Origin of the sequence: Alteromonas sp. RKMC-009 (assembly GCF_003584565.2) — a bacterium.
Taxonomy (GTDB): Bacteria; Pseudomonadota; Gammaproteobacteria; order Enterobacterales; family Alteromonadaceae; genus Alteromonas.
The window spans coordinates 2,851,070-2,874,508 of the sequence record NZ_CP031010.1; the positions used below are offsets into that span (position 1 = coordinate 2,851,070).

A 23,439-nucleotide genomic window follows, 5' to 3' on the forward strand; every position below is an offset into this window, starting at 1 on the left:
TTCAATGTGGGCTATAGATTAGGTGTGTTTATGAGCAGTAAGATTGAAAGTCCCGCAAGTAATCAAAAAATGTCAGTTTTAGATGGCGTCTCATTCTTTTGTAAAAGTAAACTTGTTCACATTAAAGAGTTTACCGGAGATGTGATTGGCAATAATCTCGAAGCCACATTGACTGATTCCGGCCGTGTCCGTTTTGTATCTGCAGGCCATAATGTACTGGCAGTATCGATGATATCTAATTTTGTCAGTCAGCGATTTTTACTCAAGTTTAATGAGAATAAGTGGGTAATAGAGTCTGAAGAGGCTGCATAAATCACATACAGCCGTTTATCTGTAAAATCAGATAATTTCGTATTGGATGGGTTTATATTTGAAATTGTTCGACTCGCCGGCAGAACAGGCTGTCAGCCCTACTATCATATCCATTTTAGCTTCGAAAACTGTGTAATCGCCCTGCCCGGATTTTGGTGGCAACACACTTAATTTGCCGTTTTTAGCAATTTCTACATTCATAAATGTGTTAAAAGTTGTTCCGATAAGATGAGCAGGTATACCGTATTCCCTGAATGCGTTTACGAGGTTACCGTGGCAGCCGGGTACCGGCTCTTCTTCGGGGTAAAAATGTATAAAAGTGTCCACGCTGCAAGGAGTAAGCAAAAAGTCGTGGTCTTCAACGGTGTCCTCACAAATTTCAAACATCACATGACTTTCATTTGAATATAAAAGCGATGACTTTCCGAAATTAACGCTTTCATTGTAGTCGAGAGAGCGACCTGAAGATAAGTACTCATTATGATTGTCGCTGTTAAAAGCGTACAAGTCTGCTACCTGCTCGCCTTCGGGATCAATCACTTTCAACTTCTGTCCTTTCTTAAGTTCAAACGCTACACCACTTCGCGGTGGAATCGTGTTAATCATAATTTGTCCTTCCTGAAATTAAACGGGCATTGCCAGTTGCCCTCTAAAAGTCTTCCGCTGTACTGCCTGGCTTCTGAATCTGTACCATGATTTTTAAGCATTGGATTAGGTTTGCCATTGAATTCTGCATCTTTTTTCCGGATATGGTCCCTGAAAGCTTCGAACTTTCCTTCATCCCGAAGCTGTTCAAATTGCTGGTGCAGATTGAGAACAATCGCCGGCGAATGAAACCGGCGACTTTTTCGCTTGCTTGCCGGATTTAAACAAATGACAAAAAACGCTTTCCCTCCCAGGCTGTAACCAAAATCTGGTTTTTCCGGGTTATAGCTCACGGAGTCGTCCCAACTGTGTAACGCGATATCGATATCATGCAGTTGCTGTAATTTATTCCACAACATTTTCTCGTATTCTCTTTCACTGCAGTCGTCGGGTGTGTCGAAGGCGAGCACGAGGGATGAAAACATATGTTGCCGTATATCAAACTGCTCGATGAACCGGTAGATTTGATCAAGTATGTCGGGATTTTCCCGTTCATCGGTAAGAGAGGAATATAACCGGACGGTAATTTGCTTTTTGTTAAGAGCTGTTCTGGCTCCGGCACAAGGAAAACCCTGTTGTAAGATGAAGTCTTTTACTGAGTGGCGGGCATCAACACTATCAATCAACATTGCTGACTTCTCCCGCAACTCTTATCAGCCGGCTGAGTTTGAGATTTATCAGCCGGGTTGCAAAGGCAGAAATTACAAAAAAGTAAAAAATTTGTCTCTCGCTTCATAGCAAACCCTCATCCCGAATAGTTGCGAAGGGCCCTGCAAATATTTAGCCGCTGAGGAAAAATGCAAAATAACAAATTATAATCAACCACTTAATGAATTAGTTCAGAATCATACAAAATGAGGTTGTAGAAAATTTTTTCGCGGAACATGAATTTTTTTCAGTTTATTGCGGTTATCAATACAACCCAATTTTATTACAACTGAATAATAATCTTTTAAACACATATGAACGTAGAGGACAGGTTGGCTTAAAGAGAAAAAAGGATATTTACATGAAAAATGCGGATGTTATTCCTGCGACTTATGCTTTTCCGGGCTCTGCCGCAGAGCAAATTTTACAAATAAAGCAGGAGAGGATCTGGATTGAGAGTTTTCGCACTTGCTCTGCATGCAATAGTGTAGGAGAAACACTGACGTTGTACCGGTTTCATGACGGTAGTCAGATCCTCCTCGATTCAGCTTTCCCCTTTCCCCGCCCGGTCTTGTCTGAACAGGGCGATTAAATCTTAGATGCGGAACCCTCAGTGGTTCCGCATTTCCCTGCAATGATTACAGTACTTACCGCAAATTTTCCATTTCACATTTTATAGCCTGTACGGTTAATTAATAAAAAACCCCGATATTTCAAAAGCTTTTCTAGTGGTACGCATATTGCTGATTGCTCACACAAGCAATTCAGGATCAGGACTACACCCATGTTAAAAATTACAGCGATATATACAGAACAAGCATTGCAGGGAGAAGTTGATCAATCCGGTCTGTACGGCTCTTTGCAAGCATTCTTGAACGCATTTCCCGGAGGGACTGCTGTTATAGTGACAAATGCTGAATCGGGCAAAATACAGGACAAACTGGCAAACCAACATTGGTGTAAAGACAGATGTTTTATTGTGCCTTATGCGGGTAAATGCCCGGCCCTGGCATTCTGTCATGGCCTTGCTTATTGTTCTGAAGGCTATTTCACCATCCCCCAACTTTCTGCTTCTGACTTTACTTATTCAGTACACAATATCGCTGATGCATCTGGCCATTCACCTGTCATCACTCTGACCACCAGCGGACAGTCAAATCATAAACTCAGCACCCGGGAGTTTCTTTCTGGTCCTCTGGCATTCAGTTCTGCATTGCTGGCCAGTTATCCTATTCGACGGGCAACTCCGGAAGGACTTGAAAAATGGCTCAGCACCATTATTGAAAATGAGCCCGTAGTGGATGCCTGCCAGATGTCAGAAGCTCAGTCTTTAAAGGTTGCGTAGACTTAACCGATAGATGGAACACAGGTGATGCCGGGATGAGTAGCCATATTAAAAAATTAGGTATAGTCGGAGCAGGACCTGCAACAGTATATTTGTTGCATTATTTGAGTTCCCTGAATGAACGGTATTCTATTACCATACTGGAGCACCAGCCTGATGCAGGGCGCGGCCTGCCCTATTGTCAGGCAAACTCACCCTACTCTCTGCTTTCAAATTTGTTGCCGGATGAAATACCCCCTACTGTTAAAAGCTTCCGGGAATGGTGTTCGGGTAATAGCATCGCTTTAAAAGATGAGCCGGTTCCCCGCTATCTTATCGGACAATTCCTGCATTGGAGTCTTACCTGTCTGATAAACAAAAGACCCGGTGTTACGCTTATCAATTCATGCCGTGTCAAATCAGTGAATCTCAATAATTGCGGCACCTTCACGGTTTTCACAGAGACTTTTGAGCAATTCGAGTTTGATGATTTAGTGCTCAATACTGGTCATGGAATTACACCCACGGGATCTGACGTGCAGTTTGCTTACCCTCTCAATGAATTGAAAATAAAAGAAGCTGTCAAATACGTAAACTTAATTGGTAGTTCTATGACGGCCATTGATTGCGCATTATTTCTAGCTCAAAAGTATGGCTCTTTTCAGTGTGAATCAGATAAGTGGCTTTATATACCTTCGAAGCCAGTCGAAATAAAAATGCATTCTACGTCAGGACTGTTTCCCTTACCTTTTTTCCGTAGCCGGGATCTCCAGCCAGAAATAAAAAAACTGATCGAAGCCAGTGACTTGAGCGGAACTTCCAGACGTTCACTGGACCGGTTATACCGGACTGTTCTGCTGCGATTGCTGAAAAAATATGCTCCTCGTATCTATCACCAAAGCAATACAAGAAATTTTCGGGAGTTTATACAAAAATGGCAAAGTTCTGTATTTCATCAGCGTGCTGATACTTCTTTAAAACTTGGTATGTTCATGAACAACAGATGTGAAGAGTTCTCTGTAGTGCTGGCGATATTCGAAGTATTTTTTGACAGTCTATGTGACTTGAAAATCACTTTTACTCCGGAAGACCAGACATTTATTTCAAGCGTTTGTATTCCGTTTCTGGCAAAAAATAATGGCGCTTTGCCTTCCACTTCAGCAAATAAAATTCTGGCGCTGATGGAATCCGGCACTCTCTCTATTAAACGGGTTCAAAAAACGTCGTCTGAGCCGCAGTTACCGGGAATTGATGGCACCACAGTGACCATCGATTGCAGGGCTGCAGGCAGAACACAAAGGGATCCCTTGATACAAAACCTGGCTGGTAATGGCCTCGTCAGGTTAACCGGACAAACAAACTCCCGGAGTATAAAACGGATAGAAACAGATAATGAATATCGCGCCTACATATCGCCAGGGACTCAGGCCACTATATATGTCAGCTCTGCTCCACTACTTCGTGCGACATCAAATACGTTGCCGGGAATGTCAGTAACCGCAAACATAGCAAAGTCTATCGCAGATTCCTTAGCTGGCGCCCATCAAAAGGAGTGCGCCTGATTAATCAGACGAACTGATGCGCAGCCATACCTGCCGGTACAACACCGACAGTCTTTAGAACTGTGAAACACGTGCGACAAAAAATGTTAACACTGCTCTTCATTGTATACACACACATACACTTTTTTATAAGTTTCTATCGTCCGCCACGTACCACGGTAACCGTCTTCCATGAAGAATGTATCGCCGGCACTGTATCGCTTCGGTTCACAACCGTCTTCAGTGAGTTCGATTTCACCTTCAATCATGTAGCAAAACTCAAGCATGCCATTTTTTGCCGAACGGTTAACACCGGGTTCGCCGGACATCACACCAATTTTCACTTTTTTAGAAGCCGACAAATAAGGCGCCCACAATTGTAAAAGCGGATTACCTTCCAAAAGGATGTCAGGATTTACAAAACGCTCTTCCGGTTTTTCCGCAGGGGACTGCTCAACGGTATTCAGTAAAGTCATAATGATTCCATATAAATTCTTGGCAGAAATTCTATCCCGGCTCTTCCCGCAGATTAGGCTCTTCACTTCCGGTGTGAAGGCATAAAATAGCTAAATCCGCGGTCAAATCTGCTTATTTCGCTGAAAACCCTGAAGGCATTCACACGCTTTGACGAAACAGGTGAAACCGGCAATGTTATCGGGAGGTGAACTAATCCTTACCCGGCACTGTACCCATCATCTGAAGGCTGTCTTTAAAGGCACGAAGATGCACTGTCATTGTTAAGGATAAGATATGAAAGAAAAGGCGACCCGCTCCACCATACTCATTCCGGTATTCTTGCCGGCTGTTACCATTATCTTATTGCTGGTCGCCGGCACCATCAGTAATCCGGAATTAGCCGGAGAAGCTTTTGACAGCACGTTAGCGTGGATCACCAAAACCTTTGGTTGGTTTTACATGCTGTCAGTCGCACTGTTTCTTATGTTCATTGTGGCGGTAGCTGCCTCGGGTTGGGGAAACATTAAACTCGGGCCGGATCACGCCGAACCGCAATACAGTTTTCCTGAATGGTTTGCCATGCTGTTTTCAGCCGGGTATGGCGTTGCCCTTCTCTACTTCGGCGTTGCTGAGCCGGTGTTGCATTATGCCTCGCCACCGGCCGGCGCACCGGAAACCATTGATGCCGCTAAACAGGCGATGCAAATTGCTTTCTTTCACTGGGGATTTCATATCTGGGCCATTTACGGCCTTGTAGGCCTGGTGCTGGCTTATTTCGCATTTCGTCACGGGTTGCCCTTGTCTATCCGCTCGGCCCTGTACCCGCTTATCGGCGATAAAATTTATGGTCCCCTCGGACATGCCGTAGACATTTTCGCGATTCTGGGCACGCTATTCGGTATTGCCACCACCCTTGGCCTTTCAGTAACGCAAATTAATGCCGGGCTGAACTATCTGTCATCCGACATTCCCATCAATACCACCGTGCAGATCATTACCATTGCAATGATTACACTGGCAGCAACGGTATCGGTAGTTGCCGGGATGGACAAAGGTGTGAAGCGCTTATCAATATTGAACATGGTTCTGGCGGTCTCTCTCATGAGTTTTGTTTTTGTGCTTGGCGAGACGGTTCATATCCTCGAGTCTTATTTACAAAATACCGGCAGTTACCTGAACGGCATTGTGGCCCGGACATTTAATATTCAGGCGTACAGCCGCAGTGACTGGATTGGCAACTGGACCTTGTTTATCTTCGGCTGGACGATTGCCTGGGCGCCTTTTGTGGGCATGTTTATCGCCAAAATTAGCCGTGGCCGTACTATCCGTCAGTTTGTTGTCGGTGTAATGCTTGTACCTACCCTGTTTACCTTTTTGTGGTTTTCGGTATTCGGTGATACAGCACTCAACGCCATTATGAACGAGGGGGTCACCAGCCTTATTTCGGAAGTACAGGCAAACCACGCCATCGCATTGTTCAAGCTGTACGATCAGTTACCGCTATCGTCATTACTATCGGCGCTCACTGTGGTGCTCATCATTACCTTTTTTGTCACCTCATCAGATTCAGGTTCGCTGGTTATTGATTCGCTGGCTTCCGGCGGCAACCCTCACAGTCCGGTGTGGCAACGTGTATTCTGGGCCTTCCTGGAAGGGACTGTGGCAGCAGTACTATTGTTGGCCGGCGGTCTGAGTGCTCTGCAAACCATGACCATTGCCAGTGCACTGCCTTTTGCTGTGATCATGCTGCTGGCAGCAACCGGCCTGTGGCGGGCGCTGGTTATCGAGGGCTACAGAAATAACAGTCTTCAGGCGCATACGCTGAACAAAAATAACCGTAGCGGTTCCCAGTGGCAACGCCGCCTGGCGTCTATGGTGGATTATCCTGATAAACAAACCGTGCATGAATTTATTAAGGATACTGTCGTGCTTGCCATGAATGATGTCCGTGATGAGCTTAAATCGAAGGATTGGCATGCCGGTGTAACGTTTGACGAGGAATTAAGCCGTGCGTGGTTAACGGTTGAACGTCACGACCACATGGATTTTGTGTACGATATTCGTATGACAGAACATCTGGTACCGGGCTTCAGTTACGCTGAGCTCAAGCCCGAAGAAGATGAGTCGGAAAAATATTACCGTGCGGAGGTATTTTTACGCCGTGGTGGCTTGTCTTACGATATTTACGGGTACGCAAAAGACAACATCGTTAAAGATATCCTTGACCAGTTTGAAAACTATCTGCACTTTCTGGACAACAGCCCGGGTGAATTGCCCTGGAACATGGATGATCATGACGATATGTTGAAAAAGCCTGAGCAGTAAAAAGAACGAGAAACTGCTGCTTTGAAAAACACCGGTCTGCACTTTGCACACCGGTGTTTGTATTTACCTGTCAGCGTCAGGATTCAGCTTTATTCTCACGGATAAACCAGGGATAGAAAACAGGCAGAACCACCAGCGTTAACAATGTGCTGGTGATGAGACCACCAACAATCACTGAAGCCAGCGGTTTCTGAATTTCAGCGCCAATACCGTTTGACAGCAGCATGGGCACCAGACCCAGCGCCGATGTTGCTGCCGTCATCAGAACCGGTCGCAATCTGGAAGCTGCACCGGCCAGTACACTTTGGTTGAGATCTGTACCGCTCTGCCTGCGCTGATTGATACTCTCCACCATGACCACACCATTAAGCACTGCAACCCCGAACAAGGTGATAAAGCCAACTGAACTGGGCACAGACAAATAATGCCCGCTGACAAACAATGACAGCACGCCACCCACAGCCGCCAGCGGCACGTTCAGCATAATAAGCAACACCTGATCCACACGCTTAAACGCAAAGAACAGTAACAGCGCAATGAGTACCAGTGACAACGGCACCACCACCGACAAACGCTGCATGGCCCGTTGCTGGTTTTCAAACTGACCACCAATCTGCACGGTGTATCCGGCGGGTAACATCACTTTGCTGTCGATCTGCTGGCTGATATCAGCAACCACGCTGCCCATGTCACGGCCTTCCACGTTGGCCTGAATAACCACCCGCCGCTGAACATCATCCCGGCGGATTTGAGGCGGGCCTGATTCAATTTCGATACTTGCCACATCTTTCAGGCGCACCCTCGCCCCCTGAGCGGATAACAGACGTAATTCCTCCAGAGCGGGAATGTTGTCACGATAAGGGCCGGCGAACCGCACCATAATATCGTAACGTTCGTTACCGTTAATGATCTGACCGGCTTCCTGACCGCCAAGTCCCTGCTGTACCAGCCCCATCACATCAGCCACATTCAGACCGTACTGGCTGAGCGCCCGCCTGTCGGGACGGATAACCAGCTGGGCTTCACCGGATATTTGTTCAAGGGCTACATCCCGTGTTCCGGCAACCTGCGCAACCACATCGTTGATTTGTTGCCCGTAGCTGGCCAGTTCTGCAAGATCCGGCCCGAACAACTTAATAGCAAGCTGCGCTTTAACGCCGGATAACAGTTCGTCCACACGGGTGGCAATGGGTTGAGAAAAGTTAAAGAGTAAGCCCGGATGAATTTCCAGCTTTTCTTCCATGTGTTTTTGCAGGCCGGTACGGGTATCCGCTGTTGTCCAGGACGATTGGGGCGTCAAGCCGATATAGATTTCAATATTGTTTACCGGCTCAGGGTCACCACCAATTTCAGCCCGGCCTATCTTACTCACCGCATAGGTGACTTCCGGAAACTCCAGCAATAAGGCTTCCAGTTTCGGGGCCACGTCCAGTGCGGTTTGCAAGCTGGCAGACGGCGCCAGCGTCACCCGCAGATTAATTGTCCCCTCTTCCAGCTCCGGTGCGAATTCGGTGCCCAGGCGTGGAATAATGAACGCAGTGATCACCAACAAGCCCGCCATACCGGCAACGAGCAGTTTCCGTCGATGCATTGCTTTTTCAAGCAATGCTTTGTAGCGCAATTCCAGACTGTTCAGGATCCGGTTTTCCCGCACACGTACGGGTCTGAACGACAACACGTACGTCGCCAGAACGGGTACAAAAATCAGTGCCACAATGACCGCGCAAATCAGTGCCAGCATAATGGCTACGGCCATGGGCTGGAACAACTTGGCTTCCACCCCTTCAAAGCTGAATAATGGGGTAAACACCACCAGAATGATGAGTGTAGCGAAGAATACAGGCCGCGCGACTTCTTTGGTGGCCATAACCACTGAATCCGCCATGGATTTTCCGGGCTGTTCACGCAGCCGTTGATAAAGGTTTTCAACTACCACCACCGAACCGTCTACCAGCATACCGATGGCCACGGCAATACCGCCGAGGGACATTAAGTTTGCCGAAATGCCCAGCAAACTCAGCACACTGAGTGCGAAAGCAATGGAAACCGGAATCGACAGCAATACCAGGAAAGTAGCGCGGGCGCTGAGCAGGAATAAGGCCAAAACCACAACAATGAAGCAGAATGCCAGAATTAATGCCTGAACCACCGTGCCGACCGCCTGATGGATAAGATCAGCCTGATCGTAATAAGGCTCAAAGGTGACACCTTCCGGCAGGGCCTTTTCGATGACGGGCAACCGCGCATTAATTGCATTGATTGTCGCGTTAGTGTTGGCCCCCATTCTTTTCAGCACAACGCCTGAAACCACTTCACCACGATTAATGATCCGGCCGTTGTCGTCTTTGACTGACATGGTTACCGCACCCTGACGGATCTCGGCGCCCATTTCGACATTTGCCACATCACCTACGGTGACCAGCGCCTGCCCCTCGTTTTTAAGCGGGATCTGGCGCATGGCGGCCAGTGCGTCTTCGCCACTACCCAGCCAGCCGGTCCCTCTGATAACAAGCTGTTCCGGGCCACGGTCCAGATACCAGCCGCCGGCGTTATTGTTATTTTTCTCCAGTGCGCTAATCACGTCCTGTTGAGTAAGGTTGTAAGACAACAGCCGGTTTGGATACACGTTTACCTGGTACTGCCTCACCTCACCGCCGAAAGACAACACATCAGTGATCCCGTCAACGGGCATCAGCAACAGTTTCAGCAAGTAGTCGTTCAAACTGCGCAGTGCTTTACTGTCATAACCGGAGCCCGGTTCTGCAATCAGCAAATACTGATAGACCTGCCCTAACCCGGACGTATTCGGGCCGATAACCGGTTCTCCCACACCTTCAGGGATCATTTGTGCCGCCAGTTGCAGGCGTTCAAAAACCAGTTGTCTGGCAAAATAAATATCGGTGCCTTCCTTAAACACCACCGTAATACCGGACAAACCGGTTTTAGAAATGGACCGCACCTCTTCCACATCGGGCAACGCATACATCACAGCCTCAACCGGATACGTAATGAGTTGCTCAACCTCTTCAGCAGCGAGGCCGGGGGCTTCAGTATTAATTGCCACCTGAACATTGGTGACGTCCGGAAACGCATCAAGGTTTAATTGCGGTACCATGGTGGCGGCTAATCCGCACAGTGCAATGAGCGCAAGTAAAAACAGTGCGCGCAGACGCACCACATTATCAATCATGTTACTAAACACGGCGCTCTCCTAGTGATTATGCGGGTCAAAACCGCCTTTAGCGATTTCAGATGCCACAAAGAATGCGCCGGATGACACATAGATAACACCGGATTCAACACCGGAAATTTGCTGAAATTCACCGAATCTTTTACCTAATGTCACGGTTTGTGCCTGCAACGTGCCGTCCTCACCGGTAACAAATATTTGCCACTCACCGTCTGCATCACGCATCAGCGCAGACTCAGGTACAGCGAGAACGTTTTCAGCAAAGGGGGACTGAAAATAGATATCGGCAAACATGCCGGCATGAAATTGATGGCGCAGGTTATTCAGATCCATCCTTACCACCCGTGTGCGGGTTTGCGGATCGATGGTATGCGCTTCCTGAGTGATAGTAGCAATGGCCCGCAGGCCGCCGGCCATGACCACCGCTTCCGTGCCTACTTTCAACGGCAGATCGTTGTGCGCAGGCAGCCGCGCTTCAACCCATAATTTTGCTTCATCCGAAATCAGCATCAGTGACTGGCCGGCTTCGATACGCTGGCCCTGATTAAATTCATCCTGCATCACCACACCGTCAGACAGCGCAGAGAGCGTATATTCACCCAGCGGATAGTCGTCCTGTCCGGCAATAGCATCAATAGTATCGTTACGCAGGCCAAACGCTTTCAAACGGCGGCTTGCCGCATTGAACTGCGTCCGTGCACTGACAAAGCGCTTCTCTCCCACCGCCTGCTGACCAAGCTGCTTTACCCGGAACCATTCGGTCGCCGCCTGTTGCAGTGCACTCTGGGCGGTCACCATCTCTTCACTGAACAGGCCCACCAGAGGCTGACCTGCTTTCACGTGCTCACCTAACGCAGCATACCGTGTGGTAACCACTGAGCTTACCCGTGGCGACACGATGTAACTTTGATAACCGTTAGCTTTAATTTCCCCCGGCGCATAGGCAGAAGCACTTAACGTCTGCAGGTTTAACGTATCTAAACGGATCCCTGCCATTTGCCGTTGAGCCTCAGACAAAACAACTGCTGCTGACTCGCCATGCTCATCATGATGGTCTTCATCGTGCCCGTCTTCGTCATGACCATCTTCTTCATGAGCAGCGTGCCCATCTTCTTCATCAAGCTTTTCATCCTGATGCTCCCGCGCTTCTTCGTGAGAATGTTCTTCAGCGTGGCTGTGCTCCTGCGCTGTCGCTGTGAACGAGAAAAGTATGACTGACAGAGAAAATACCGTGCGACGCAGCGATAACCCCGTAAAGCGGAATAAGTGACTTAATTTATTCATTATCGTGTTCCTTCTGCGCCCGGTTTATGTGCCGGCATTGCGGTAAGTAATGAGGGTAATGTTGCAGTGACCTGCAACCAGGTGAGATGACTTTCTTTAAAGGCGGTTTCCAGCGCCAGCGCGGCCCGTTTTCCCTGGCGTAACTGCGTGATCTGATTCTGATAGTCCGCCATGCTTAAATCACCCTGCGCATAACGGGATTGCAACACACTGAATTGCTGATCGAGCTGACCTGCTGACAGCTGCTGCCAGCGCTGAAAACGCTGACGGTGCTGAAGTGCATTCCGGTACGCCAGAGACACGGCGCTTTTTTGTGCCTGTAAGGTGTTTTTAAACATCAGCTCAGCCGACAGCGCCTGCTCATTCGCGGCGGCATTAGCATCACTGAAATCATTACGCCACTGCAGGGGCACAGACACATTCAGTGAAACCAGTCCTTCTCCGGCTTGTTTGCCGGCGCCAAGACCAATAACCGGAACGGGTTTATTTCCCTGACGTTCGTTCGCGGCCTGTTGCTTTGCCACCAGCCAGCTGAACCGGGCAACCTGTGATTGCGGCAAAGCCATAATGTCACTTCCCTGCAGTAACGCCGGCTCATCTTGCCAGACAGCATCCGGAATGGCGGGAAAAACCATACCTCTCACACCAAGTTGTTCCAGTGTTTGCTCTGCCTGCAACACCGCAAAGCTGGCTTCACCTTCCCATACCAGGCTGTCAGCCAGAATAGCCTTCGCAATGGCAACATCGGTTTGTGCAATCTCACCCGCTGCCAGTTGCCGCTCGGACAAAGACAACATGGCGTAATCACGGCTCACCTGCTCAGATGCCAGCGCCAGTGCTTTGCGCGCCAGATAGCCATTAAGCTGCGCATCAACCAGCCGGGCAAGCAGCTGATTTGTCAAAGCGGAAAGCTCAGCCTCTGCCAGTGAGAACTGCGCCTCTGCCACATCAGTACGGGTTTGTTTTACATCCCACCAGTCAATCTGCGAGGACAGTCCGATTTGATAGTTGGTTTCTACCCCTTCCCGCTCCACACTGGTTTGCAGTTCAGGGTTAAAAAGAGGCCGGGATGCGGCTTTACGCCCATACCGGTTCGCTGACACCGCACGCTGTTGCGCCTGTAACTGCGGGTTTCCGTTTATGGTGCTAAAGGTCATACTGGCCCAGTCTGCAGATTCATTTGCAGACGCAGACGGATAAACAATCATGAATGCACAGGCGGCGACAACACGCGCAGCCGTAGTGACACGTTTTTGCATAGTTTTTCTCTTAATTCTGTAATTAACGCTGTCTGTTGACATCAACAGAGCTGTAAACAGGCGCTGTGATTGCGCCGGAATTAAGCAGAAATAGGAGGCCTTAACAGGTTGGAAAGGTAGCCGTCACCGGCTGAAGAAGGGTTGCCACGGGCCCGGTGTTTCATGGCATCTACATGCAATGATGATAACACCACGGGCAGGAAAACATGATGACCACCATGACAGTGGCAACAATGATGGCAGTCATACGCACCGCCATCTTCACTGATATCAAAGGATTGAGAAAAACTCACATCACCGCCGGCATCGTCGTCGTGACCATGTTCGAAAGTAAGGTGTTCAGTACCGGACTGATGGGCTTCGTGATTATCAAACGCCGACGCCATGCTCTGACAACAAAATGCCATAAGCAGAACGACTATCAACGATCTTAACCGGGTTGAAACCACACTGAGCCTTCTCATCAAATTCTTAGCCAAACGCCTGTGAGGCTAAAGCAAACACTTTGCGGGAGCCGTCACACTGTGACTTTTCACCTTTTTGCATTACGCACACATAATCGACTTGCTGAAGTCCTGCATCCATAAGCCAGGTTTTCACCCCTTCTGCACAGCCGGTTAAGTCGAAACGTACAAAACCTTCAACATTCTCAAGCAATGTGAGAATTAGGGCTTCTGCCACATCTTCTGATGCTGCTACTACGGGGCCGATTGTCTGACCACGGCCACTGGTACGTAAAAAAGCAAAGCCTGTCAGGGCGTCACCGTCTCTCGCTACCACACCCTGTGCCAGCGGGAAGAAACTTCCGAGCAGTTTACTGCGATCGCACTGATAAGCAAGGGCATCGAAAGAAAAAACATCTTGAATATCATCCTGTTTCATGGATGATATAACATCCGGCACATCAGGTTTCATTGGCAACCCCGTTAGTGTCCCCTGCACCTGAGTGACGTTATCAGTTACTGAAAAGCCGCATTGTTCGTACAGGCGCTTACCCGCTTCGGTTGCCACCAGCATTAATGTTCTGTCACCGGCCTGTGACATCACAGTGTTCATCAGCCGGCGGCCGAGGCCTTGTCCCTGCATATGATCCGGCACAACAACAAGACCTACGGTTGCGCAGTTGTCGTAATCCCACCACAGAATACAACCAACGATGTCATCATTCTCACCGGTTATTACGCTGCCGTTACCGGTTTCATAATGCAGTTGCCAGTCGATATCGCGGTGTGGCCACTTAACGGCCTGCGTAAATGATAAACAAACCGGTAAATCCGTTGCCTGCATGGCTCTGACTGTGAATGGGCTTCCCGTCATAGTTACATCCTCTGCCTGATGGGGATAAACGCAAAAACTAAGTACCTGCGTTTTCAATCAACTTTCTTAAATGATAATACCTCTCAACAAGCATGTTATGTTGAAAACACTGCCTGTCACCGCAGATATTGCTCCGCCAGCGCACAATGCAGAGAAACGCCGGTTGCCAGCACATCATCATTGAAGTCGAACTCAGGATGATGCAACGGAACATGCTTGTCAGGTTTGCCTTGCCCTAACCAGATATACGCGCCTTCACAGGCTTGCAGCATGAAAGAAAAGTCTTCAGAGGTAAATGCAGCTTCCGGCGCTGCAAGGGCCTTTCCTGCTGCACTGGCCGCCACCAGCGCATCTTCTGCTGCCTGCTGATGATTAATGGTAGCTGGGTAGTAACGGTCATACTCAAGATTAATGTCAGTACCGCTGGCCTTCGCTGTGCCCTCTATAATTTGCTGCATTGCCTGCTCGATGACGTTTTGTACCTTTGGATCAAACGTACGTACGGTACCGGTAATACAGACTGTAGCCGGTAATACATTGTGAGAATGGCCGCCCTCTATGCGGGTCACCGACACCACAGCCGTCGCCGTGGCAGGAATACGCCTGGCAACGATGGTGTTGATCTGACTGACTAATTCACTGGCCGTAAGAATGGCATCAGGTGTCTGGTGAGGTAATGCTGCGTGGCCGCCTTTGCCTGTTACGGTGATCTCAAATTTGTCTGCCGCCGCCATGATCGGGCCGGGACGGGTAGCAATGGTGCCGGCGGGTAAATCCGGCCAGTTATGCAAAGCATACACCCTGTCGCAGGGGAATTGTTCGAACAGCCCGTCTTCAATCATGGCCCTGGCACCGGCCTTGCCTTCTTCCGCAGGCTGAAAAATAAACCGGACGGTGCCGTTAAAATTGCCGGCGCGGCTGAGCTGCTGTGCCGCCCCGAGCAACATGGCGGTGTGTCCGTCATGGCCGCAACCGTGGAATACACCGTCGTGGCAACTCGCATAAGGTAAACCGGTATTTTCCTGAATTGGCAGTGCATCCATATCGGCGCGCAAACCCAACGTTTTCTTTCCGTCGCCTTTTGTCAGAGTCGCCACAATACCTGTTCCGCCGATATCTGTCGTGACGTCTAAACCCAGCGCGCGTAGGGCCTCAGCCACTTTTTCAGCGGTGCGGTACTCTTTATAAGCCAGTTCAGGGTGCTGATGAATGTCCCGTCTGAATGTGACTAACGACGGTATCAAATCATCGATGGAATTGCTGGTGCCCATGGGTTACTCCGCTGCGGTATACTTTGCTGTTTCACACAGTTTACCGTATCTCTTACAGCGCATTCGACGTGTTTAGTGAGTCTGCAGCAACATTTTTTGCTGTGACATAGTTATCTGCGGCAACCTATGCTTTTGTAAAACAGGTAGACTTTTCACCATCAGTATTCAGCCGGATTTCTTATGCAAGTGGCAACCTCCTCTCTTATTCAGGATTTACCTGTTTCACAAAGCTACATCAACGGAGCCTGGGTCGACACACAAGGCACAGCCTGTGTGGATGTTATCAACCCGTCTGATGAATCAGTGTTAACGTCTGTCCGGATGGGTAGTCAACAGGATGTCGACAACGCCGTCGCCGCAGCGCGGGCCGCCTTTGAGAGCTGGTCTGAAACTACCGCTGAACAACGCCTTGCTCTGCTGGACCGCTTGTTAGCACAATTTGATATGATGGCAGAATCTTTTGCCAGATTGATTTCTGCTGAAATGGGTGCCCCGCTCACCTATGCACGTAATGCTCAGGTGCCTCTGGCCAAAGCCCACATCCAGACAGCGCGGGACAATCTGCAGCGCTACCCGTTCACACAGTTACGCGGCACCACCGCCATCGTCAAAGAGCCCATTGGTGTAGCTGCACTTATAACGCCGTGGAACTGGCCTTTGTATCAGATCACCGCCAAAGTCGCCCCGGCGCTGGCTGCCGGTTGTACTGTGGTTTTAAAGCCCAGTGAACTTTCTCCGTTAAGTGCTCTTGCCTTTGCACAGGCGATTCATGAAGCAGGGTTTCCGGCCGGCGTGTTTAATTTAGTGAATGGTGATGGTGCAGTGGTGGGTACAGCCCTGTCTGAACATAGTGATGTGGACATGATTTCTATCACCGGCTCAACCCGGGCTGGTATTCTGGTGGCACAGGCCGCGGCAAAGACAGTGAAACGTGTCGCTCAGGAACTGGGCGGTAAATCACCGAACCTGCTGTTACCGGATGCGGATTTTAATACTGCAGTACCGGCTGGTATTGCAGCCGGCATGCGAAACTGCGGACAGTCCTGCAGCGCACCAACCCGCATGCTGGTTCCCCGTGAGCGCCTTGAGGAAGTAGAAGCGTTAGCGGTTGCTGCGGTGAACGGGTTTATTCTGGATGTGGCAGACAATGAAAATGCGACCCACGGCCCCCTTGCCAATAAGGCGCAGTTTGACCGGGTGCAGACAATGATTCAAAAAGGGTTAGACGAAGGAGCACGTTGCATTGTTGGCGGCACCGGAAAACCTGACCATCTGCCAACAGGCTATTTTGCCAGACCGACGGTATTCAGTGATGTCACCACCAATATGGCCATTGCACAGGAAGAAATTTTCGGTCCGGTGATTTGCTTAATCCCCTACGATTCACTGGATGAAGCCGTTTTAATCGCAAACGACACCGTTTACGGGCTGGGCGCACACGTTCAGTCACAGGATCTGACGCTGGCCCGCAAGGTCGCAAGAAAAATCCGTAGCGGTCAGGTGCACATCAACTATCCGGCCTGGGACCCGCAAGCGCCGTTTGGTGGGTACAAACAATCCGGTACAGGCCGTGAATACGGCGTGGAAGGGTTAGAAGAATATCTGGAAACCAAAGCCATCGTCGGCTACGCACAACCCGAATAACGTTATCACGTTAACCTGATAAAATTGGAAAAAGCATGTCTCCACAGTTAAAGCACATTGCCAGCGATGACACCTTACCTTCACACGCCGATGTGGTGATCATCGGTGGCGGTATTATTGGTTCATCAGCCGCCTATTTTCTGGCTAAACAAGGCTACCGCGTTGCGCTGGTAGAAAAAGGACGGGTTGGTGCAGAACAATCCAGCCGTAACTGGGGCTGGTGCCGCCAGCAAAACCGTGATGCCCGTGAACTGCCCACATCAGGCCTCTCTATGCGCCTGTGGGACGAAATGTCCCGTGATATTGGTGAAGATCTTGGTTTCAGACGTTGCGGCCTGATGTATGCCACTGACGATCCTCAGCAGCTTGCTGAATGGGATGCCTGGCGTGAAACGGCAAAGCAGTTTGATGTAAACACCCGCATGCTGAGTGCAGCAGAGGCTAATGAAAAAATGCCGGCCAATGGCAGAAGCTGGCTGGGCGGTGTGCATTCTGTTGATGACGGCAAAGGTGAGCCTGCCCTTGCTGCCCCCATGATAGCGGAGGGTGCACGGGCACTGGGTGCCACCATTCATCAGCATTGTGCAGCGCGGGGTTTAGATATCACCAGCGGTAAAGTGAGCGGCGTCATCACTGAAAAAGGCACCATTCAAACTCAGCGGGTACTGTGTGCTGCCGGTGCATGGGCTTCCATGTTCTGCCGTCATCACGGTATTATCTTTCCCCAGGCCAGTGTGAGACAAACCGCATTCCGCTCCAAACCCATTAAGAACATCGGTGAAGCCATTTACACGTCCGGCGTGGCGTTAACCCGTCGCCTGGACGGCACGTATACCGTCGCCCTCAGCGGCACAGCACTGCTTGAATTTACCCCACAGGGCATACGTTTTGCCAAACCCTTTATGCCCATGTTTATTAAGCGTTTAAAAGCAGTTCAGGCCGGGATCGGCAGTTCGTTTGTCTCCGGCCCTGAAGCAATTAACCGTTGGAAAAACTCGCAGATGTCCCCCATGGAAAAACACCGCATTTTGGATCCGGCACCAGTGAAAAGTAATCTGGAAAAGACCTTACATGCGGTCAGAACCATTTTTCCTGAATTGGCAGACATGGAAATCGGCGAAAGCTGGGGTGGTTATGTAGACTGTACACCGGATGCCATTCCGGTGATGTCTGAAGTCGATGGCCTGGAAGGTTTTTATCTCGCTGCAGGCTGTTCAGGTCATGGCTTCGGTCTCGGGCCCGGACTAGCGAAAGTTGCCGCCGATTTGGTAGTGAACAATACCCCTGAGGTAGATGCTACCGCCTATCGTTTATCACGGTTAACTGACGGTTCAAAAATTGAAGTAGGTGCGATCTAGCCGCCCGCAGACGGGCATGACTTACCGGACTTATCAGAGAATGGTGCAGCTTTTGCACCGTTTACCGGCAAAAGCAGTAAACAAACCTGTTCTGCTATTGCCGGAAGTCCTTCAATATGACGATACCTGCATTTCTTAAGACTCAGGAAGCAATGACCCTGGGCGCACTGTTGTGTGTCATTGCACTACTCTTCATCGCCAAACGCATTATCCTGGTGCGGTTAACCCGAAAAGCCCGCTCTCAGGACAGCTCCATGGCAGGTATTTACCGCATTCTTGTGCTGTCTCTGGATGCGCCTCTTACCCTGTTTATCTTCCTTGTTATTATTGTACTCGGCCGGTTTCTGCTCATATGGCTTGGTATCATAGACAAAGACATTGCAGCCATTGTGGATCACGTGGTGAAGGCCGGTCTGATCCTCACGTTGTTTCTGTTTTTTGAGCGCTTTTTTACCTATTCGTTACGGCGCTATCAGAATCAGTCCACGCTGGTTAAAAATACCAGCGGCATTGCCGGCGGCGCCATCCGCGCCATACTCGTGTCACTGGCCCTGCTGATAATTTTAAGCACTATGGGTGTGTCTATTACTCCGGTCATTGCGTCACTGGGGATCACTTCTCTGGCAGTGGCTCTGGCCCTTCAGCCTACCCTGGAAAACTTCTTCTCCGGCTTGCAACTGGTAATTGATAAACCTATCCGCATCGGTGACTTTATTGAGCTGGATTCAGGTGAACAGGGCTTTGTGGAAAAAATTGGCTGGCGTTCCACCTGGGTGCGCATGCTGCCAAATAACATTGTGATCATGCCAAACAGTAAACTGTCGAATTCAAAACTGATCAACTATTACTATCCCGAGCGGGAATTGTCTGTGCCCGTGGAAGTGGGCGTGCACTATAATTCTGACCTGGATAAGGTGGAAGATATTTGTCTGGAGGTAGCGAATTATACGTTAAAACACCACGAATACGGCGTAGAAACCTACGAGCCGTTTGTGTTGTTTCACACCTTCGATAATTCCAGTATTAACCTGACAGTGATGCTCAGAACAAAAGAATACTTTAACCGCTTCTTTATCAAAAGTGCATTCATCAAGATGCTGAAAAAGCGCTTTGATGAGGAAGGTATTGTAATCCCCTTTCCTATTACGGCGCTTAATGTGGATCAGGAGAATGCGGCAGCAATACTGGCTGCAGCGAAATCTCCGGAGGCAACAATGCCGCCGGAGAAATCATCATAAATCAACCGCAGGTTGGATTGGGGTTGGTACAAACAGGCCGGGGCTGCTGTTTCTGACGCAGTTGCATATAGCTCAGTGCCCACATTACCAGGCCGCCCAGGAACAATAAGGCAGAGGCATAGCCAGTTTCATTGAAGGTAGCACCTGTAGCCAGCAGAGTACCGCCGATCATGGGGCCGATGGCGTTAGCCGTGTTAAATGCGCACTGTACCAGTGCACCAATCATGGCATGACCGGTTGGGGATACATCCAGCAACATGGACTGAATAACCGCCGCCAGGCCCACACTGGCACCAAGGCAAAATACGGTCACATATAACCAGTAAATGTTTGACGCCGCGAAAACATACATCACCGCAATCCCTACGCTGCAAAGCAGTGCGATGCCGGTGGTAGCAATGGGCGATTTGTCTGCCAGCCGTCCGCACACCCAGTTACCGATAGTAGTACCGATACCGAACATCATCATGGCGATGGAAATTGTCACTTCAGGGGCTTCAGTTACATTAATAATCGTGTCTGCCAGATACGTGTAAATGCAGAACACACCGCCGAAACCCACGAAAATAATGCCGGAAATTGACCATACTAATTTGTTCTTCAGCACGCCGAATTCTTCGCGTAACCGGGTAGGCGTTTTCACCGGACTGCTTGGCACAACAAAATAAATCAGTACTGCAGTAATAAGGGCCAGTGCGGCAACAATGCCCATACAAACCCGCCAGCTCATAGCCTGCCCCACCAGAGTAGCCATGGGCACACCCACAATCGTTGCAATGGTAAGGCCCATAAACACTTTGGACATAAAGCTGGCACGCTTACCTTTTGGTGCCATGTCTGAGGCTACCAGTAATGCTGTACCAAAATATGCACCATGAGGTAAACCGCTGAGTACGCGGTAGAACACCATTTCCGGTAAAGACGTTGCAATAGCACTGAGGCCGTTTGCCACAAACATCATCATCACGAATAAAATCAGCGATGTACGCCTGTTAGTTTTGTTTGTCAGCAACATGAAAAGCGGTGCACCGATCACCACGCCGATGGCGTAACCACTAATCACATTACCTGCCATCGACGGCGTTACGTCAAATGAAGCTGCAATCAGCGGCAACATTGACATAGACGCAAATTCAGTCAGGCCGAGGGTAAACGTTCCCAGTGCCATAATGAGAATTGGCCAGAAATGAGACGTCTGCGATGTCCCGTTATTAAATGACATAGATACCTTCTATCAGGATAGTGTGTAAATAAAGCCGGCAAAGCCACTGCCTGTCATCGCTTTACATCGCTGATGATTTAGCAAGTTCTCCTACCGGATATAGAATGTGAAATACAGGTGTAAGGTGTATCTGCGATAATTCGGTTAAAACAGAATGTAGCCGGACTTCGCAGTATGATGTTTTAATGATGATATTGTTCAGTGTTCAGGCCGATCCATCGGAACAACGTTATTATACCGCATTGTGATGGCTGTTGAACAACGTTGTTTGTCATACTATTTTGTTGATTCATCACTGCAATATGCGTTTTTTTCAATATAAATATAGATTACTAACAGCAACTTAAAAACTTTTACGAATAATTGATTTTCCTCTGTGCGGCGTTGTTCATAATGGTTATCATTACCTGCACTTAGCGGATAAAAAATTGACATTTCCCGTCACTGGCTCGCTCAGGATGAACAGCCCGGACGGAACTGCTTGCCGGCATCGCTTCTTTAATAAGCCGGTTTGATTAAAAAAAGAAAAAATAATTACCATGTACAGTAAATTATGCGCTCTGATGACAGCGCTCACGTTATTCGTGCTGTCCGGAATGCCGGCCTCTGCGGCAAACACAGTCGATGATGTCATCAATAAAGTACGGGCGCCGGCTTATGATTGCCCGGATTCTGCCCTGTTTGATGAACTGGAAACCACACTGAGTGATGAGTCTATAACCGCTGAGCAGCGTTTTTCCCTGCTCAGCGCGAAGGGCCAGTTTCTCATCTGCAGAGGTGATTACGAAAGCGCACTGACCATGCTCAAATCCCTGATCGCGCAAGAAGATGCAGATGACACCTCCTACGCTTACGTTTCAGCCATCAACCAAATTGGCTTTATCTACGATGCCCAGGAAAGTCCTGCACGTTGTCAATATTACCGTCAGGCCAGATCACTGTCTTCACCGGAACGCCACAGCGATATTTTCACCTTCGCTTCATTATCACTCATTACCTATTGCTCAGAATCGTCTACAACCGGAGAGCGTCTAGGCAAGATGTTTACGGTACTGGAGCAGAATGCCGCATCAGGAAACCCCGGCGTACTGGCCCATATCCACAACGCCATCGGCCTGCTCTACGGCAGCCTGGGGCAACATGCTCTGGCAGCAGAGCAATACATCAAAGCTCATGAAATGGGCCTGAAGGTGTATGAAGGCAGCAATAAACTCAGTATTCTCATCAGTGCCATTGTGTCGCTGATAAGCAGCGGGCAAACCGAAGAAGCGTACCGGCGGATCATGGAATACGGCGCGCTGAACCGTGAAATTAACACACCGCTGACTAACTACCACTACCATTACGCCCTGTCGTATTACTATCGTAAAACCCGGGATTTTGACCAGCTTGCAGCCACGTTGCCGGATTTCAAAACGGCGATTTCAGCCGTTTCCAGTTCATTCGGCCTGCTGATGTACAACTGGCACGAAACGGAAGTCTGTTTGTACCATCATGATTTAACCTGTGTGCAGAATTACATAGACAGCTTAAACAAAGGTGATAATTACATTCCGCCCAGATTCAGAACCAATCTGGATTATCTGAGCTTCAACCTTGCCATGTATCTGGCACTGGGCGACATAGAAAAAGCCCGTATTGCCAATGAAGTGTTTGCCGCTGAAGCTGAAAATAAACGCATTCAACAACAAAACTCCGCAAATATTCTGAGCGCAGCGAATCTGTACAACCGGATTTACGACCTGGAGGGCGAAGTTGTTGAAGCGAAAAAGGAGCGCAAACAAATTCTCGCCATAGTGACCGGGATTTTCCTTATCACTGCTGCGCTGGCAGCCTATGTGCTGCGTAAGAAGTTCCTTGCTTCTAAAGCCATCGACCCGGTCACCCAGTTGTTAAATGCTGATACCGCCATCAGCCGAATAAACAGACTGAATGCCCCCGGTAAAAACCGCGCCATTGCCATCGCTATTTTTGATATCAGTAATCTCCGGGAAATCATCCGGCTGCTGGGCTCTACCAAAGCGGACAGTGTGCTGAGAAAACTGGCACAAACATTACAGCTCACCACCCGGGGGAATGACATTCTTGGACGCTTCGGTACTGAGCAATTCATCATGTGCCTTCACAATATTGAAGAACGCAGCGCACGTTCTTATTTTGAGCGGGTACAGACCGCGCTGGACAATACACTGGACAGCGGCACAAAGACCGGCAACGTTGCCGTTGAGTCAAGTATGAGCGTGTTTGTCTCTCACGAAAAGATTACCGATTTAAGTGATATTCTGGATGAAATGGTCATGTCTATTGATATGGAGAACCGGTAACCTTCCCCGCCCGTAGTCTGAAGTTTGCGGGGTACAGTAGTGAAATAAGGTTAGTTTGCAGCGTTTTCTCTGTTAACCGTG

The 23,439-nt window shown here is 49.2% G+C and carries 19 protein-coding genes; 9 read left to right on the forward strand and 10 right to left on the reverse strand.

Going from position 1 to position 23,439, the window contains the following annotated elements; genetic code table 11:
* The first annotated feature begins 30 nt into the window (after positions 1-30).
* Positions 31-312, forward strand: a complete 282-nt coding sequence (locus DS731_RS12625) for a hypothetical protein (RefSeq protein WP_119501662.1) — start codon at positions 31-33, stop codon at positions 310-312.
* A 27-nt stretch (positions 313-339) separates the two neighbouring features.
* Here the strand turns inward: DS731_RS12625 and DS731_RS12630 are convergent, their stop codons facing one another.
* On the reverse strand, positions 340-918 hold the full coding sequence (locus DS731_RS12630) for a DUF1989 domain-containing protein (protein ID WP_119501663.1): 579 nt from the start codon (positions 916-918) through the stop codon (positions 340-342).
* Positions 915-1,586: a guanitoxin biosynthesis heme-dependent pre-guanitoxin N-hydroxylase GntA gene (gene gntA, locus DS731_RS12635; RefSeq protein ID WP_119501664.1), complete on the reverse strand. Its 672-nt coding sequence runs from the start codon at positions 1,584-1,586 to the stop codon at positions 915-917. The genes DS731_RS12630 and gntA overlap by 4 nt, the downstream gene beginning before the upstream one ends.
* A gap of 380 nt (positions 1,587-1,966) precedes the next feature.
* On the opposite strand from gntA, the gene DS731_RS12640 reads away from it, so the two are divergent.
* From DS731_RS12640 to DS731_RS12650, 3 genes are all read left to right on the forward strand, one after another.
* Positions 1,967-2,197 carry a hypothetical protein gene (locus DS731_RS12640; RefSeq protein WP_119501665.1) on the forward strand — a complete coding sequence of 77 codons (231 nt, stop codon included), beginning with the start codon at positions 1,967-1,969 and terminating at the stop codon, positions 2,195-2,197.
* A gap of 192 nt (positions 2,198-2,389) precedes the next feature.
* On the forward strand, positions 2,390-2,950 hold the full coding sequence (locus DS731_RS12645) for a hypothetical protein (RefSeq protein WP_119501666.1): 561 nt from the start codon (positions 2,390-2,392) through the stop codon (positions 2,948-2,950).
* A gap of 35 nt (positions 2,951-2,985) precedes the next feature.
* Positions 2,986-4,491: an FAD/NAD(P)-binding protein gene (locus DS731_RS12650; protein WP_119501667.1), complete on the forward strand. Its 1,506-nt coding sequence runs from the start codon at positions 2,986-2,988 to the stop codon at positions 4,489-4,491.
* 86 nt (positions 4,492-4,577) lie between these two features.
* On the opposite strand, the gene DS731_RS12655 is transcribed toward DS731_RS12650, so the two are convergent.
* Positions 4,578-4,946 (reverse strand): cupin domain-containing protein, encoded by a 369-nt coding sequence (locus DS731_RS12655; RefSeq protein ID WP_119501668.1) that lies wholly within the window; start codon positions 4,944-4,946, stop codon positions 4,578-4,580.
* 274 nt (positions 4,947-5,220) lie between these two features.
* On the opposite strand from DS731_RS12655, the gene DS731_RS12660 reads away from it, so the two are divergent.
* Positions 5,221-7,251, forward strand: coding sequence for a BCCT family transporter (locus tag DS731_RS12660; RefSeq protein WP_119501669.1), 2,031 nt, complete (start codon positions 5,221-5,223; stop codon positions 7,249-7,251).
* A 76-nt stretch (positions 7,252-7,327) separates the two neighbouring features.
* Here the strand turns inward: DS731_RS12660 and DS731_RS12665 are convergent, their stop codons facing one another.
* The 6 genes from DS731_RS12665 to DS731_RS12690 form a co-directional block, all read right to left on the reverse strand.
* Positions 7,328-10,453, reverse strand: a complete 3,126-nt coding sequence (locus tag DS731_RS12665) for an efflux RND transporter permease subunit (protein ID WP_119501670.1) — start codon at positions 10,451-10,453, stop codon at positions 7,328-7,330.
* 9 nt (positions 10,454-10,462) lie between these two features.
* The gene (locus tag DS731_RS12670; protein WP_202980660.1) at positions 10,463-11,725 is read right to left on the reverse strand and encodes an efflux RND transporter periplasmic adaptor subunit; all 1,263 of its coding nucleotides are present in this window, start codon (positions 11,723-11,725) and stop codon (positions 10,463-10,465) included.
* On the reverse strand, positions 11,725-12,984 hold the full coding sequence (locus DS731_RS12675) for a TolC family protein (RefSeq protein WP_161599152.1): 1,260 nt from the start codon (positions 12,982-12,984) through the stop codon (positions 11,725-11,727). Before DS731_RS12675 ends, DS731_RS12670 begins: the two co-directional genes overlap by 1 nt.
* Before the next feature lie 80 nt (positions 12,985-13,064).
* Positions 13,065-13,409 (reverse strand): hypothetical protein, encoded by a 345-nt coding sequence (locus DS731_RS12680; RefSeq protein ID WP_150154285.1) that lies wholly within the window; start codon positions 13,407-13,409, stop codon positions 13,065-13,067.
* A 46-nt stretch (positions 13,410-13,455) separates the two neighbouring features.
* Positions 13,456-14,301: a GNAT family N-acetyltransferase gene (locus DS731_RS12685; RefSeq protein ID WP_119501673.1), complete on the reverse strand. Its 846-nt coding sequence runs from the start codon at positions 14,299-14,301 to the stop codon at positions 13,456-13,458.
* Positions 14,302-14,417: 116 nt separating this feature from the next.
* Complete coding sequence (locus DS731_RS12690) at positions 14,418-15,572, reverse strand: M20 aminoacylase family protein (protein ID WP_119501674.1); 1,155 nt, start codon at positions 15,570-15,572, stop codon at positions 14,418-14,420.
* A 180-nt stretch (positions 15,573-15,752) separates the two neighbouring features.
* Here DS731_RS12690 and DS731_RS12695 point away from each other — a divergent pair, with 180 nt between their 5' ends.
* From DS731_RS12695 to DS731_RS12705, 3 genes are all read left to right on the forward strand, one after another.
* The gene (locus DS731_RS12695) at positions 15,753-17,216 is read left to right on the forward strand and encodes an aldehyde dehydrogenase family protein (protein ID WP_119501675.1); all 1,464 of its coding nucleotides are present in this window, start codon (positions 15,753-15,755) and stop codon (positions 17,214-17,216) included.
* A 35-nt stretch (positions 17,217-17,251) separates the two neighbouring features.
* On the forward strand, positions 17,252-18,574 hold the full coding sequence (locus tag DS731_RS12700; RefSeq protein ID WP_119501676.1) for an NAD(P)/FAD-dependent oxidoreductase: 1,323 nt from the start codon (positions 17,252-17,254) through the stop codon (positions 18,572-18,574).
* Positions 18,575-18,726: 152 nt separating this feature from the next.
* A complete protein-coding gene (locus DS731_RS12705; protein ID WP_442858463.1) occupies positions 18,727-19,812 on the forward strand; it encodes a mechanosensitive ion channel family protein in 1,086 nt (361 codons plus the stop codon).
* Between the two features lies 1 nt (position 19,813).
* Here the strand turns inward: DS731_RS12705 and DS731_RS12710 are convergent, their stop codons facing one another.
* On the reverse strand, positions 19,814-21,034 hold the full coding sequence (locus DS731_RS12710; RefSeq protein WP_119501678.1) for an MFS transporter: 1,221 nt from the start codon (positions 21,032-21,034) through the stop codon (positions 19,814-19,816).
* Positions 21,035-21,573: 539 nt separating this feature from the next.
* Between DS731_RS12710 and DS731_RS12715 the strand changes: the two genes are divergently transcribed.
* The gene (locus tag DS731_RS12715) at positions 21,574-23,358 is read left to right on the forward strand and encodes a diguanylate cyclase domain-containing protein (protein ID WP_119501679.1); all 1,785 of its coding nucleotides are present in this window, start codon (positions 21,574-21,576) and stop codon (positions 23,356-23,358) included.
* Positions 23,359-23,439 lie beyond the last annotated feature (81 nt).